The 12,975-nt window shown below is 46.9% G+C and carries 15 protein-coding genes; 3 read left to right on the plus strand and 12 right to left on the minus strand.

Annotated features, from left to right (window positions below):
• Positions 1 to 13: 13 nt before the first annotated feature.
• The 6 genes from purB to A3750_RS27210 form a co-directional block, all read right to left on the minus strand.
• A complete protein-coding gene (gene purB / locus A3750_RS15490) occupies positions 14 to 1,399 on the minus strand; it encodes an adenylosuccinate lyase (RefSeq protein WP_068521730.1) in 1,386 nt (461 codons plus the stop codon).
• A gap of 80 nt (positions 1,400 to 1,479) precedes the next feature.
• On the minus strand, positions 1,480 to 2,115 hold the full coding sequence (gene hflD, locus A3750_RS15495) for a high frequency lysogenization protein HflD (protein ID WP_068452476.1): 636 nt from the start codon (positions 2,113 to 2,115) through the stop codon (positions 1,480 to 1,482).
• Positions 2,108 to 3,271, minus strand: coding sequence for a tRNA 2-thiouridine(34) synthase MnmA (gene mnmA / locus A3750_RS15500; protein ID WP_068452473.1), 1,164 nt, complete (start codon positions 3,269 to 3,271; stop codon positions 2,108 to 2,110). The genes hflD and mnmA overlap by 8 nt, the downstream gene beginning before the upstream one ends.
• Positions 3,272 to 3,406: 135 nt before the next feature.
• A complete protein-coding gene (locus A3750_RS15505; RefSeq protein WP_068452470.1) occupies positions 3,407 to 3,874 on the minus strand; it encodes an NUDIX hydrolase in 468 nt (155 codons plus the stop codon).
• Complete coding sequence (locus A3750_RS15510; protein WP_068548423.1) at positions 3,871 to 4,539, minus strand: pseudouridine synthase; 669 nt, start codon at positions 4,537 to 4,539, stop codon at positions 3,871 to 3,873. The genes A3750_RS15505 and A3750_RS15510 overlap by 4 nt, the downstream gene beginning before the upstream one ends.
• 117 nt (positions 4,540 to 4,656) lie before the next feature.
• Complete coding sequence (locus A3750_RS27210) at positions 4,657 to 5,022, minus strand: cold shock domain-containing protein (protein ID WP_304440198.1); 366 nt, start codon at positions 5,020 to 5,022, stop codon at positions 4,657 to 4,659.
• Positions 5,023 to 5,352: 330 nt separating this feature from the next.
• Here A3750_RS27210 and clpS point away from each other — a divergent pair, with 330 nt between their 5' ends.
• Together clpS and clpA are read left to right on the plus strand one after the other, a co-directional pair.
• Positions 5,353 to 5,721: an ATP-dependent Clp protease adapter ClpS gene (clpS, locus tag A3750_RS15520; RefSeq protein WP_082863046.1), complete on the plus strand. Its 369-nt coding sequence runs from the start codon at positions 5,353 to 5,355 to the stop codon at positions 5,719 to 5,721.
• A gap of 23 nt (positions 5,722 to 5,744) precedes the next feature.
• Entirely contained in the window at positions 5,745 to 8,021 is a 2,277-nt protein-coding gene (gene clpA / locus A3750_RS15525; protein ID WP_068548421.1) for an ATP-dependent Clp protease ATP-binding subunit ClpA, read from the plus strand.
• 63 nt (positions 8,022 to 8,084) lie between these two features.
• Here clpA and infA read toward each other — a convergent pair whose 3' ends face one another.
• From infA to A3750_RS15555, 6 genes are all read right to left on the minus strand, one after another.
• Positions 8,085 to 8,303, minus strand: a complete 219-nt coding sequence (gene infA / locus A3750_RS15530; RefSeq protein WP_068458790.1) for a translation initiation factor IF-1 — start codon at positions 8,301 to 8,303, stop codon at positions 8,085 to 8,087.
• A 133-nt stretch (positions 8,304 to 8,436) separates the two neighbouring features.
• Positions 8,437 to 9,174 carry an arginyltransferase gene (locus tag A3750_RS15535; RefSeq protein WP_068458789.1) on the minus strand — a complete coding sequence of 246 codons (738 nt, stop codon included), beginning with the start codon at positions 9,172 to 9,174 and terminating at the stop codon, positions 8,437 to 8,439.
• Between the two features lie 9 nt (positions 9,175 to 9,183).
• Positions 9,184 to 9,897, minus strand: coding sequence for a leucyl/phenylalanyl-tRNA--protein transferase (gene aat, locus A3750_RS15540; RefSeq protein ID WP_068548422.1), 714 nt, complete (start codon positions 9,895 to 9,897; stop codon positions 9,184 to 9,186).
• Positions 9,898 to 10,015: 118 nt separating this feature from the next.
• The gene (gene trxB / locus A3750_RS15545; protein ID WP_068458787.1) at positions 10,016 to 10,969 is read right to left on the minus strand and encodes a thioredoxin-disulfide reductase; all 954 of its coding nucleotides are present in this window, start codon (positions 10,967 to 10,969) and stop codon (positions 10,016 to 10,018) included.
• A gap of 130 nt (positions 10,970 to 11,099) precedes the next feature.
• Positions 11,100 to 12,008 (minus strand): MoxR family ATPase, encoded by a 909-nt coding sequence (locus A3750_RS15550; RefSeq protein ID WP_068465930.1) that lies wholly within the window; start codon positions 12,006 to 12,008, stop codon positions 11,100 to 11,102.
• 23 nt (positions 12,009 to 12,031) lie between these two features.
• Positions 12,032 to 12,325, minus strand: a complete 294-nt coding sequence (locus tag A3750_RS15555; protein ID WP_068547916.1) for a hypothetical protein — start codon at positions 12,323 to 12,325, stop codon at positions 12,032 to 12,034.
• Positions 12,326 to 12,452: 127 nt separating this feature from the next.
• Between A3750_RS15555 and A3750_RS15560 the strand changes: the two genes are divergently transcribed.
• Positions 12,453 to 12,975, plus strand: a 523-nt coding sequence (locus A3750_RS15560) for an ABC transporter permease (RefSeq protein WP_231871843.1), incomplete at its 3' end; no start/stop codon positions are given.

Consider the following 12,975-nt stretch of genomic DNA (forward strand, 5'->3'; position numbering starts at 1 on the left):
AGCAATGAGTCGGCTAAAGGTCGATCGAGCGAGCTTGAGCGACTGCGTTACCGATATACGAAGCAGGAGTCATATCTAGAAGGATTTGTTTGGCCTCTTGCGGAATCTCAAGTGAGTTCACAAATTCGGTCATTGTTTGCTGGTTGATTGCCTGACCGCGAGTGAGCGCCTTGAGCTTCTCATATGCTTGTTCGATATTGTAGCGACGCATGACAGTTTGAATGGGCTCGGCCATCACTTCCCAAGCATTGTCGAGATCTTGAGCCAGTTTTGTAGGATTGATCTCCAGCTTGTTAAGGCCTTTCATGGTCGCTTGATAGGCAATTAAGCTGTGAGCTAGACCGACGCCAAGATTTCGCAGCACGGTCGAGTCTGTAAGGTCTCGCTGCCAACGTGAAATCGGCAGTTTCTGTGCGAGATGGGTCATGATCGCATTTGCTATACCGAGGTTGCCCTCTGAGTTTTCAAAATCGATCGGGTTGACCTTATGCGGCATGGTTGATGAACCAACCTCGCCTGCAACAGTGCGTTGCTTAAAGTAAGCGAGAGAAATATAAGACCATATATCGCGATCTAGGTCGATCAGGATGGTATTGAATCGAACAACGGCATCGAATAGCTCTGCAATGTAATCATGTGGTTCGATCTGGGTAGTGTAGGGATTGAACTCAATGCCTAAGGAGCTTACGAAAGACTCTGCATGAGAAGGCCAGTCAATGTTCGGGTAGGCAGAGTAGTGCGCGTTATAGTTGCCTACGGCGCCGTTGATCTTGCCGAGAAACTTCACCGCTTTTATTTGATTAAGCTGGCGCTTTAGACGGGCAACTACGTTGGCGATTTCCTTGCCCATGGTAGTGGGAGATGCTGTTTGTCCGTGTGTGCGCGATAGCATTGATTGCTCGGCTAGCTCTTTAGCGAGCTCTGTTAATTTAGTGACTATGGCCTCCATTTCTGGCAGTACACCGTCTTCAAGGCCTGATTTAAGCATCAATGCGTGCGAAAGATTATTGATGTCTTCTGAGGTGCAGGCAAAGTGGACGAACTCTAAGCTTTTTGCAAGTGCCGGAAATTGTTCCGCATTTGCTTCAAACTTTTCTTTCAGCAGATATTCAACGGCTTTTACATCGTGATTTGTTGTGCGTTCAATTTCTTTGACGCGTAAAGCGTCAGCTTCATTGAACTCGGTTACGATGGCATTCAAGAACGCATTTTCAGCATCTGAAAACGCCGGTAGTTCGTCAATTTCCGGGTGTGCCGCTAATGACTGTAGCCATCTAACTTCAACTGTGACGCGAGCGTATATGAGGCCATACTCACTGAATGACTTTCTAAGGTCTACAGTTTTACTGCCGTATCGACCATCGATGGGAGAAATTGCGGTTAGTGCACTTAGTTCCATGGGAGTTCTCTGTTCATACTGACTGCTAAAAGAAAGGCGGCGATTTTACTACAAAGGTTTAGGTGGTGAAACTTAGGGTTTCAATCTGTCACATCTAGCCATTGATTAAGGGATTCTGCCGACTTGCGAATTCGTGTTTTGCTGAATAAGAAGTTCCAGCGATGACCGCCTAACTGGCGCCAAAGAGTTGCAGAGCGAATGCCAGCAAGAAGCAAGGCGCGAATTCTTGCTGCGTTGTGTTCGATCTGCAAATAGCGTGCATGGCCACCAACCTGAATTCGCATATTGAAGGTGCTGATCGTATCTTGATATGTGCTCGCTAAACCCGATATCACGTTTTCGTGATTGATACCGAAGTGCGAAACTTGGTTCTGATTCTGCTCTATTTTTTGACTTAGGCGTGACAGCATATCGCTCCGCTTGCTGAGTTTTTGCTGCAAATGCATCAGTGCTAAAGCGTAGCGCAGTACTTGAGCGCTAGACTGAATTGAGTCTCCTCGAACTGCGCTGATGAGCTGTTTCTGTCCGTCACGCAAGAATTGAGGGCTGGCATAAATATCTTCGACCTTTTCTGGGTCTGTCACGAACAGCGTTTCAAACATCGCTGTTTGAGCTTGCAGATCGCATTGACCCTCTCTCGCAATTTGGTCTACCAAATAGCAACATTCGAATATGCCACAGAGCGCCAAAGCTTGCTGCTGATTTTTATCAAGCATTGTCAGACGAGCTCTTTGTTAGGTGTTGGTTTGTTGCGGATGAGAGCGCTGAATTTGAGTCCTCGCTTTGTGTGCTTTCGATAATTCCGCCGCCAAGACAGCGGTCTGCATCATAGAAAACAACAGATTGTCCGGGTGTGATCGCGCGTTGCGCTTTGTCAAAGTGAACCACCAGTTTGCCGTCTTTTAAAGCGCGTACCTCGCAGGCTTGGTCTGCTTGACGATAACGCACTTTTGCCGCGCAGCGAATCGGTAGTTGAGGCTTTCCGTTAATCCAATCTAATTGGTCACAGGTCAAAGAGCTGGCAAATAAAAGAGGGTGGTTTTTGCCCTGCACGACAACTAATGTATTGTCATTGAGATTCTTTTCGGCGACATACCACGGTGATTCGTCATAATTTTTTAGGCCTCCGATACCAAGCCCCTGCCGCTGACCAATCGTGTGGTACATCAAACCTTGATGCTTACCGATGACCTCGCCATTTTCGGTGACGATATTGCCCGGTTGCGCCGGTATATATTGCTTCAAAAAGTCGGCAAATTTACGCTCCCCGATAAAACAGATGCCGGTGCTGTCCTTTTTGTCGGCCGTTACAAGGTCGTGTTGTTCTGCGAGTTTGCGTACTTCCGGCTTTTCTATCTCGCCAACCGGGAACAAGGTCTTCGCAATTTTGTCGCCGCCGACAGCGTAAAGGAAATAGCTTTGATCCTTATTGTTGTCGAGGCCTTTAAGTAACCAGGCATCGTTGTCATTTTGCTGCTTACGCACATAGTGTCCGGTCGCAATAAAATCGGCGCCAAGGGTAAGCGCATAGTCAAGAAAGGCTTTAAATTTGATTTCTTTATTGCACAAGATATCTGGGTTTGGTGTGCGGCCTGCTTTGTATTCTTCTAAAAAGTACTCGAAGACTCTATCCCAATACTCCGCAGCAAAATTAGCCTGGTGCAGCTTGATACCAATCTTGTCACAGACTTGTTGCGCATCGTTTAGATCAGCAATCGCTGTACAGTACTCTGTGCCGTCGTCTTCATCCCAGTTCTTCATAAACAGCCCTTCGACTTGATAACCTTGCTGTTTCAGAAGGAGTGCGGAAACTGAGGAATCTACGCCGCCAGACATACCAACAATGACACGTGTTTCGCTTATGGGTTTCATCTAATACCTGTGTTTGTGACGAAGACCGTTATGGCGGTTTTCGGTCGAATCAAAAGCGTTGCTTCAGCTTCGTCTCTAAAGAATTAGGCGAGCCTTACAAGAAAGCGCGGATTGTAGCTTTCCTTGGTTAAAATTTCAGCTATCAATTTTAGAGAACGGATGCTCATAGATAAAATTTAACGGCACTGAAGTTCGAGTTCTCGCATCGTCAATGCATCTTAATACAAGTGGGCTGCGGAGATTTTCTCCTTTAGAGATAATTTCAGCATAACTTAGCCAATGGGCCGCCAAGATATCCGCATCCAACGCATTGCTCGTATGCTCCAGTGCCTGTGCAGAAAAACAGTAACGGTGGTAGCAGACGCCGTTTTGAGGCGCTGTGTAAACATAAAGGCCTACTAGGCCCGTTAGTTCAACCCGCCATGCGGTTTCTTCTAAGGTCTCTCTGACAGCGGCTTCAAAAATCGACTCGCCTTCATCAACGTGACCCGCAGGTTGATTGTAAACTCTTTGGCCGTGGCTTAATTCCTCAACCATTAAAAACTTGCCGTTCTTTTCCACTACGCAGGCGACCGTTGCGTGCGGGGTCCAAATGTTACTCATTTTATTCGGTTTCCTCGTTTCCCTGTTTGCGGTCGTCCAAATGCGGCTCTGTTGGCTTTGTTTCGACCGGAGGTGTCACGCCTAGGTTGTTGACGTTTTGTTGGGGAGGCTGTGTTGCTCGGCAAATGAATTGTTTGTAAGCGGCTTTCGCCCTGAGATAAACCATCAAGTTTCCATGGGCCAATTGCCACGCGAATTAAGCGTAAGGTAGGAAAGCCAACGGTTGCTGTCATGCGCCGAACTTGTCGATTTCTACCCTCAGTAATGGTTAATTCAAGCCATGATGTGGGAACAGTCTTTCGTTTGCGTACAGGAGGGTTTCGGTCCCAGATATCGGGTGTATCTATGCGTCGCGCCTTTGCGGGCTTGGTGGGCCCATCTTTCAATTCTACGCCTTTCTGAAGCGCATTGAGAGCCTTTGCATCGATGTCCCCTTCTACCTGTACCCAATACGTTTTTGGGAGTTTGTGCTTCGGGTCGGATATTCGAGCTTGTAACTGCCCATCGCTTACCAAAATCATTAGCCCTTCGGAATCATAGTCAAGACGTCCTGCGGGGTAAAAATCCTTTTGGGAGATAAAGTCTGCGAGAGTTTGTCGGCCTTCACTGTCAGTGAATTGAGACAATACATTGAATGGTTTGTTGAAGAGAAGCGTTGCTGCCATGTTTAAACTCAAATCTGGAAGGGAGAGTTTAACAGCATGCAAAAGCTCGTGCACTTGCACGAGCTAGTTCAATGACTTCAAAATCAAGCAAATATGACTGCTGAATGTATCGACGCGCTAGATTACCGGAACTTTCGATTCTTGTGGCGCGTGCTCTTGATTTGATTCAGTAGCGGCCACTTTCGGTGCTTCTTGTTCATTGACAGAGATTACCTCGCTGTCGATGGCATTCTGACTATTCGGCAAGTCGGTATCAGCGGCGCTTATGTTGACGGCATGCACTCCTTTGTTGCTCGGCTGTTTATCGAACATCACGCTTTGTCCAGCTTTTAGAGTTTTGTAGCCTTCCATTTGAATGGATGAAAAGTGTGCGAAGAGATCTTCGGTACAACCGTCCTCAACAATAAAGCCATACCCTTTGGCATTGTTAAACCACTTTACTTTACCTTGGAACATATCTGACTCCCGTGTCGTCTTTTGCAAAGCTCTACTTCCTTTCCGTACATGAAACTCTGCAATGTTTTATTTTTATTCGTAAGCTATAACGAGAATTTTGTTACAACGTGTTAATTCTGGTCGGAAACTAGCCAGAGTCAAGCTTTTTACTTGAAAAAATTGATTGCCAGCACAAAACGTTTTTAAGAATTTCACAAATTTAATCAGAAGCCTTAGCGCTCTGATGCAAACTGTGCTTTAAATCAGTGGGTGGACTACTCATTTTTGGAAAGTGAGCCAGTTAGGTTGGCTGTTGCGTATTGAAAAAGTACCAAGCCATACCCATTTACATAATTGTGTAAAAAAACGTTTCGGGTAGTGAGTAAATTGAACTATTGTCGACTAGTATTGAATCAGGGCTCAAACACGGACCCGAGCCAACCGAATCAGGATGACGGTCTACTTCTGGTGCCAGAGAAAACGGCACTGAAACGGCCATCGATGTACCAGGTTGTGATGTTGAATGATGACTTCACTCCTATGCACTTCGTTGTTGAGGTGCTGGTTCGATTTTTCGCAATGAATGAAGAGAAAGCGACGCAAGTGATGATGGCAGTGCATACGCAAGGAAAAGCTGTTTGTGGCGTTTATTCAAGGGATATTGCAGAAACAAAGGTTGCACAAGTAAACGAATATTCGGCTGAGTGCGACCATCCGCTTTTGTGTGAAATTCAGAAGCTAGATTAACCTGGACTGATCGGGGAACAACTATGCTAAGCAAAGATTTAGAGCTTACCTTAAATGATGCGTTCAAAAATGCGCGTGAGAAACGTCATGAGTTCATGACGGTTGAGCACTTGCTTTTAGCGCTGCTGGACAACGATGCGGCTTTGAAGGTTTTGGGCGCATGTGGTGTCGAGTTGCCAGCCCTCCGTCAGGAGCTTACTGAATTTGTTGATTCAACCACGCCTTTGATTCCAAGTGCTGACGATGAGCGCGAGACGCAGCCTACGCTTGGGTTTCAGCGTGTGCTTCAGCGCGCGGTCTTTCACGTTCAGTCCTCTGGCAAAAAAGAAGTAACGGGCGCTAACGTCCTCGTCGCAATTTTTAGTGAACAAGAAAGCCAAGCCGTATATGTGTTGAAGAAGCAAAACGTTGCGCGTATCGATGTGGTTAACTTTATCTCTCATGGCATTTCAAAGGTTCCGGGTCAGATTGAAGACCAAAGCTCCGATGCGGAAATGAGCGAAGAAGCCGCTGAAGGCGGAACTCAGAGCAATCCTCTTGAAAGCTATGCCGCGAATTTAAACGATGTGGCATCTCAGGGCCGTATCGATCCGCTTATCGGTCGTGAACATGAGGTTGAGCGCGTAATCCAAATTTTATCCCGCCGCCGAAAAAATAACCCTCTTTTAGTTGGCGAGGCTGGTGTAGGTAAGACTGCCATTGCAGAAGGGTTAGCGAAGAAAATCGTCGAAAAAGAAGTGCCAGATGTGATCGCTGATGCGGAAGTGTTCTCGCTTGATTTAGGGGCGCTTCTGGCAGGAACGAAATATCGCGGTGACTTTGAAAAACGTTTCAAAGCATTGCTTGCGGAGCTGAAGAAGCGTGATCACGCCATCCTTTTTATTGATGAAATCCACACCATCATTGGTGCCGGATCTGCTTCTGGTGGCGTAATGGATGCGTCAAACTTACTGAAGCCCCTGCTTAGCTCCGGAGAGGTTCGCTGTATAGGTTCGACAACGTTCACAGAGTTTCGTGGCATATTTGAGAAAGACAGTGCACTTGCACGCCGTTTTCAGAAGATTGATGTAAATGAACCTAATGTCGAAGATACAATCCAGATTTTGAAGGGTCTTAAGCCTCAGTTTGAAGCGCATCATGAAATTAAATACAGCGATAAAGCGCTGCGTGCAGCTGCAGAGTTAGCTGATCGCTACATTACTGACAGACACATGCCAGACAAAGCCATTGATGTGATTGATGAAGCAGGTGCGAGTCAGCGTTTAGTCCAAGAGAGCAAGCGCAAGAAGACCATTAATGTCCAAGCGATCGAAGATGTTGTTGCCAAGATCGCACGAATTCCGCCGCGCAATGTGTCTAGTACCGATAAAGACAAGCTTAAGAACATTGAACGAGACTTAAAAATGGTGGTCTTTGGGCAGGACCCAGCTATAGAATCGCTCGCAACAGCGATCAAATTATCACGAGCTGGTCTGAAGTCTCCAGAGAAGCCAGATGGTGCATTTCTGTTTGCCGGACCGACGGGTGTTGGTAAAACGGAAGTCACCAAGCAGCTTTCAAAAGTGCTTGGCATTGAGTTGGTTCGCTTTGACATGTCGGAGTATATGGAGAGACACACTGTTAGCCGCTTGATTGGTGCACCTCCGGGCTATGTTGGTTACGATCAGGGTGGTTTGCTAACAGAGGCTGTGAACAAAAATCCTCATTGTGTGTTGTTGTTGGATGAGATTGAGAAAGCGCATCCAGAAGTGTTCAACTTGTTGTTGCAGGTGATGGACCACGGAACGCTGACCGACAACAATGGCCGCAAAACAGATTTTCGGCATGTTGTCATGGTAATGACGACGAACGCCGGTGCGCAGCAAATGAGCCGTCGATCCATTGGTTTTAGTGAACAGGATCATACGACAGACGGGATGGAGGAGTTGAATAAGGTCTTCACCCCTGAGTTCAGAAACCGTCTGGATAGCATTATTCAGTTTGCGCCACTTTCACGTGACACTGTTTGCTATGTGGTTGATAAGTTCTTAACAGAGCTACAGGCACAGCTTGACGAGAAACGTGTTGTTTTGCATGTCGATGATGAAGTGAAAGTCTATCTCGCAGAGAAAGGTTATGACGACAAGATGGGTGCTCGGCCAATGGCGCGTTTGATTCAGGAAGAATTGAAGAAGCCGCTTGCAGAAGAGATTCTGTTCGGGAGCTTATCAAATGGTGGTGATGTGCACATCAAGTACGACAGCAAAAAAGAGCAGGTTTTGTTTGAGTTTGAGAAGGAGGCTGCTCCTCTTCAGGACTAACTGACGGGCTTGGAATGTACAATAGGGATCAAAAAAGGGAGCATTTTAGCTCCCTTTTTTATTTTAACGTGCGCGGTAGGTGATTCGACCCTTAGTCAGGTCGTATGGAGTCATCTCCACCTTCACTTTGTCACCAGTTAGAATCCGGATGTAGTTCTTGCGCATTTTTCCCGAAATATGTGCAGTCACGATATGACCGTTTTCAAGTTCAACGCGAAACATTGTGTTCGGCAAGGTATCTACGATTGTACCTTCCATTTCAATGACATCTTCTTTCGCCATTAAAGCGTAACCTCATTTGAGCTATGAATTGCGCCCGAGGCGCTTATATTAAGATTGGGCACTGACGGCCCTCATTTGAACGAGCGACATTCTGCCTGAAAGTTAAGCAATTCGCAAAATCAGTTTTGTTACGCTAGGTGTTTTTATTGGCAATCGACTGCATTTCGTCAATATTAAGCCAGCTTTCCTCAATTCTTGCTTGAAAAGGTTTGAATGCAGTCTTGTAAGACATCTTTTTGCAAGCAGCGATGAAGTAACCGAGATAGACGTGAGGTAGGCCTCTACGTTGCGCCTCCTGGATTTGCCAGAGAACGGCATATGTTCCGATGCTTAAATGGGAAAAGTCTGGGTCGAAGAAGGTATAAATAGCCGATAAACCGTCTTCCAGTTCATCTACAACTGCAATGCCAATAACATGATCGTCGATGGAAAACTCGATAAACCTTGTGCACTCTCGCCCATCAACTAGGAAAGAACGATACTGTTCACGACTAGCAGGGAACATATCGCCATCGGTGTGTCGATGATTAATGTACTTTTCGTAGATGAGATAGTGGTCTTCGTGAAAGTCGGCGCTCAGAATCTGAGCTTGAACCCCGAGGGCGTTTTTGGTGACCCGTTTTTGGCTTCGGCTTGGCTTAAAATCGCTGGTCAGAACCCTGATGGGAATGCAGGCGTTGCAATTTGAACAGTGAGGCCGGTAATAATGATTACCGCTCCTTCGAAAACCAAGCTCTGATAGCTGGCTATAAACAGAGTTGGTGATTTTGGCTTTAGGGTCGACAAACATTGTCGTGGCCCTTTGCTCTTCTAGATAGCTGCATTGATGTTCAGGGGTCGCATAGAACACCATTGTTTGCAGTTGGCTCATGTGTTTGTCCTAGCTGGCTAGAATCTGTTCAATAATGTCTTCATCAAAGTGCCATGTAAACAAATTGTTGTTCTTCATGCCTGTTTGAATGAGTGATTGGAATCGGTCACGTGTGATCAGTTCAGCCCCCAACGAGCTAAGGTGTTCATTTTCGATCTGGCAGTCTATTACCGGAAACTGCCAACGCTCCGCTTGCTTACACAACGCCGCAAACGCGACTTTTGATGCGTTGCTTTCAAGAGAGAACATCGATTCGCCAAAGAAACAACAACCGATGCCTATGCCGTACAATCCGCCAACGAGGTTGCCGTTTCTCCATACCTCGACGGAATGAGCGATTCCTTTGTCTGCAAGAGAAGCGTATGCGGCTTTCATCTCCTCTGTTATCCAGCCACCAGTATATTCTTCACCTCGCGCGCAGTGTTCGATTACTTCTTCAAAACATTGATCAAAACTGATTGTGTAACTGTGTTTGCGGATCGCTTTTTTAAGAGAACGGGATATATGGACCTTTGCAGGAAATACGACGCAGCGTGGATCCGGACTCCACCAGAGAAGGGGTTGATCGCCACTCGACCATGGGAAGATGCCATTGCGGTACGCTGTCAGTAATCTTTCTGGAGATAGATCCGCTCCGGCAGCCAATAACCCATTTGGGTCTGAAAGGGCTGTTTCTGCCGGTGGGAAGTCGTCTTCCGGATTAAGCCAAGGTAGTAAACTCATAGCAACAAAAAGCCGAAAAGGTCTTCATTTTGTAGTATAGAAGAACAATTCGGCTCCAAGATAAGCTCCGCTATCGAATGTGCTTAATGTTACGGTTTAAACATCTGCTAAGAATATCTTATTCAAGGTCGTCTATGTATTTCTCTGCATCGAGGGCCGCCATACAACCAAAACCCGCTGATGTAATTGCCTGGCGATAGACTTGATCGGTAACATCGCCTGCAGCAAATACACCAGGAACGCTGGTTGATGTAACGCCGCCGTCTAACCCTGACTTAATGGTGATATAGCCGTTATCCATTTCGAGCTGACCTTCGAAAAGCTCCGTGTTTGGCTTGTGGCCGATCGCGATGAATACGCCCGTCAGGTCCAGCTCTTTTGTCTCGCCGGTTTCTGTCGATTTAATACGCACGCCTGTTACGCCAGCATCATCCCCGAGAACTTCTTCGAGTGTATGGTTCCATTCTAGAGTGATATTGCCATTCTTGGCTTTCTCAAAGATCTTGTCCTGAAGAATTTTTTCAGAGCGCAAGGTGTCTCTACGGTGAATCAGAATGACTTCCTTGGCGATATTTGATAGATACAGCGCCTCTTCAACTGCGGTGTTGCCGCCACCGACGACGCACACTGTTTGGTTACGGTAGAAAAAACCGTCGCAGGTTGCGCAGGCACTGACGCCTCGGCCTGAAAACTTCTCTTCGGATTCAAGGCCTAAATACTGAGCGGATGCGCCGGTCGCAATCACTAACGCATCACAGGTATATTCTCCCGAATCTCCCGTTAAACGGAAAGGTTTTTGGCTAAGGTCCGCTTTGTTGATATGGTCAAAAATGATTTTTGTGTCAAAGCGTTCAGCATGTGCTTGCATACGTGCCATTAAGTCAGGCCCTTGCAGGCCTTCAACGTCGCCTGGCCAGTTATCAACTTCAGTGGTTTGCGTTAGCTGTCCGCCAGCCTGAATGCCGGTGATTACGGTTGGCTCCAGGTTGGCTCGGGCGCCATATACCGCCGCTGTGTAACCAGCTGGGCCGGAACCTAAAATCAATAATTTAGAGTGCTTTGCTTCGCTCATTAGGGCACCTCAATAAAGCGTTTTTTGAATAAAAAAGAAGTCTAACATGCAGTATGCGCTGACTAGATTACGTTGTTTGATGACCTTTCAATAAAGATCAGGACGTTATAGGCCATGATATGGGGTCAAACTAAAAAATATCTACTGTCTTGAGAATTTTTTCGCTTGCTGAGGCTTGCTGAAGGCCTCGTTGAGGCATGCGATGGTCGCAAATATACGGAAACACGGCTTGCACATCGTCTGGTAGAACCTGCGCGCGGCCCTCCACTAAAGCCCAAGCTTTTGCTGCATCTAACAGAGAGATAGAGGCTCGAGGTGACAGACCATGTTGTTGATCTAGCGAGCGGCTCGCTTGGGTTAGCCGGTATACATAGTCGATGAGCGGCTTGCTTGCTTCGACTTTGTCGGCGTTCGTTTGCAATTCCAACAACTGCTCTACCGAGATAACGGCTTTAAGCGTTTGCAGCATGAGGCTTCTAGGCTTTCCTGCGAGCATTTCCTTTTCGGCCTCTGGTGACGGATAACCTAGGCTGATGCGCATCATAAAACGATCAAGTTGTGATTCGGGTAGAGGATAGGTGCCCGCTTGCTCCAAGGGGTTTTGTGTGGCGATGACAAAAAAGGGTACTGGGAGAGGGCGTGTTTTTCCGTCAATCGAAATCTGTCGCTCTTCCATCGCCTCGAGTAGCGCGCTTTGCGTTTTAGGTGGTGCTCGGTTTATCTCATCGGCAAGCAAAACGTTACTGAAAACAGGGCCTCTCTGAAATAGGAATTTTCCCGAATTTTTATCAAATATGTTACCGCCAAGAATGTCAGATGGGAGCATGTCGCTGGTGAACTGCGCGCGTTTAAACTGTAGCCCAAGTGTAATGCCAAGTGCGTGGCTGAGCGTTGTCTTTCCCATGCCGGGTATATCTTCAATTAATAAATGCCCTTTTGCGAGCAGGCAAGCCAGGGCTAGCTTTATCTCACTTTCCTTGCCAAGAATGACTTGGTTTAGCTGTTGAAGGATGGCGCTGATACTGGCTTTCTGAGACATGATGTTTCCTGGAAGGCGACTTGCTACTTTTGTTTGGCTGGCTGGTGTTTGATGACGCTATGCAGTACGTGGCGACTCTCAAAATAGACCGCAAAATTTGCATAATGCCATGCGCTGATCGGAGGTTCTCCGCGAGGTTTTGTTTTTGTTTCAGGTTTCCCAAACTGCGTTTCTACTTCCTCCATGCTCATACCGCGCAGTGGAAGTTCCACTTGTTCTTGTTTTCCCTGCTCTCCAAGTTTCAGTTTGATGGTTTCAGCATGAGTGGCCGCGCCAAGTGTGAGTGCCAGAAAACAAGCGATGGTTTTGAAGGGCATGTTTGAACTCCTGATTAATCCATTAAGTAAAGCAAAGACTTGCGCATTCTGCTGAGAAACAAAGCGTTTCAGTACGCAATTTTTTACTTGTTCTCTTGCCATGCAGTAACTATTGCAATGCCGATGGATGTGTTTTAATGCCGGCATGAAAAATTGGTATCCAGCAATGATTGGCTATCGCTACACCTCAGCGAAGCGCAGCAATCACTTTATCTCGTTTATTTCTCTTATTTCGATGGTCGGCTTGATCATCGGAGTGGGTTTGTTAATTACCGTTCTCTCGGTGATGAATGGGTTTGATCGTGAGCTTCGTACGCGCATTCTTGGCATGGTGCCTCACGCGGTAATTAAACCGTATGCCAGTATGCAGGATTGGCAAAGTGTGGATGAGCTTGTGACTGCGCATCCTAAGGTCCAGGCGGCGGCACCTTTTATCCAAATTAAAGGCATGCTTAGTTCGAAAGGCCTTGTTCAGGGCGCGCAGCTCAATGGTATTTTGCCCGAGCAAGAAACAACCGTATCCATCATCAACAAGCACATGATTCAGGGCGCGCTTGAGGATCTTGCCCCAGGCGAGTTCAAGATTATTCTAGGAGATATGTTGGCAAGGCAGTTGCGCGTTCAGGNGGGCGATAGAGTAACGGTGGTTT

Source organism: Oleiphilus sp. HI0079, assembly GCF_001635105.1.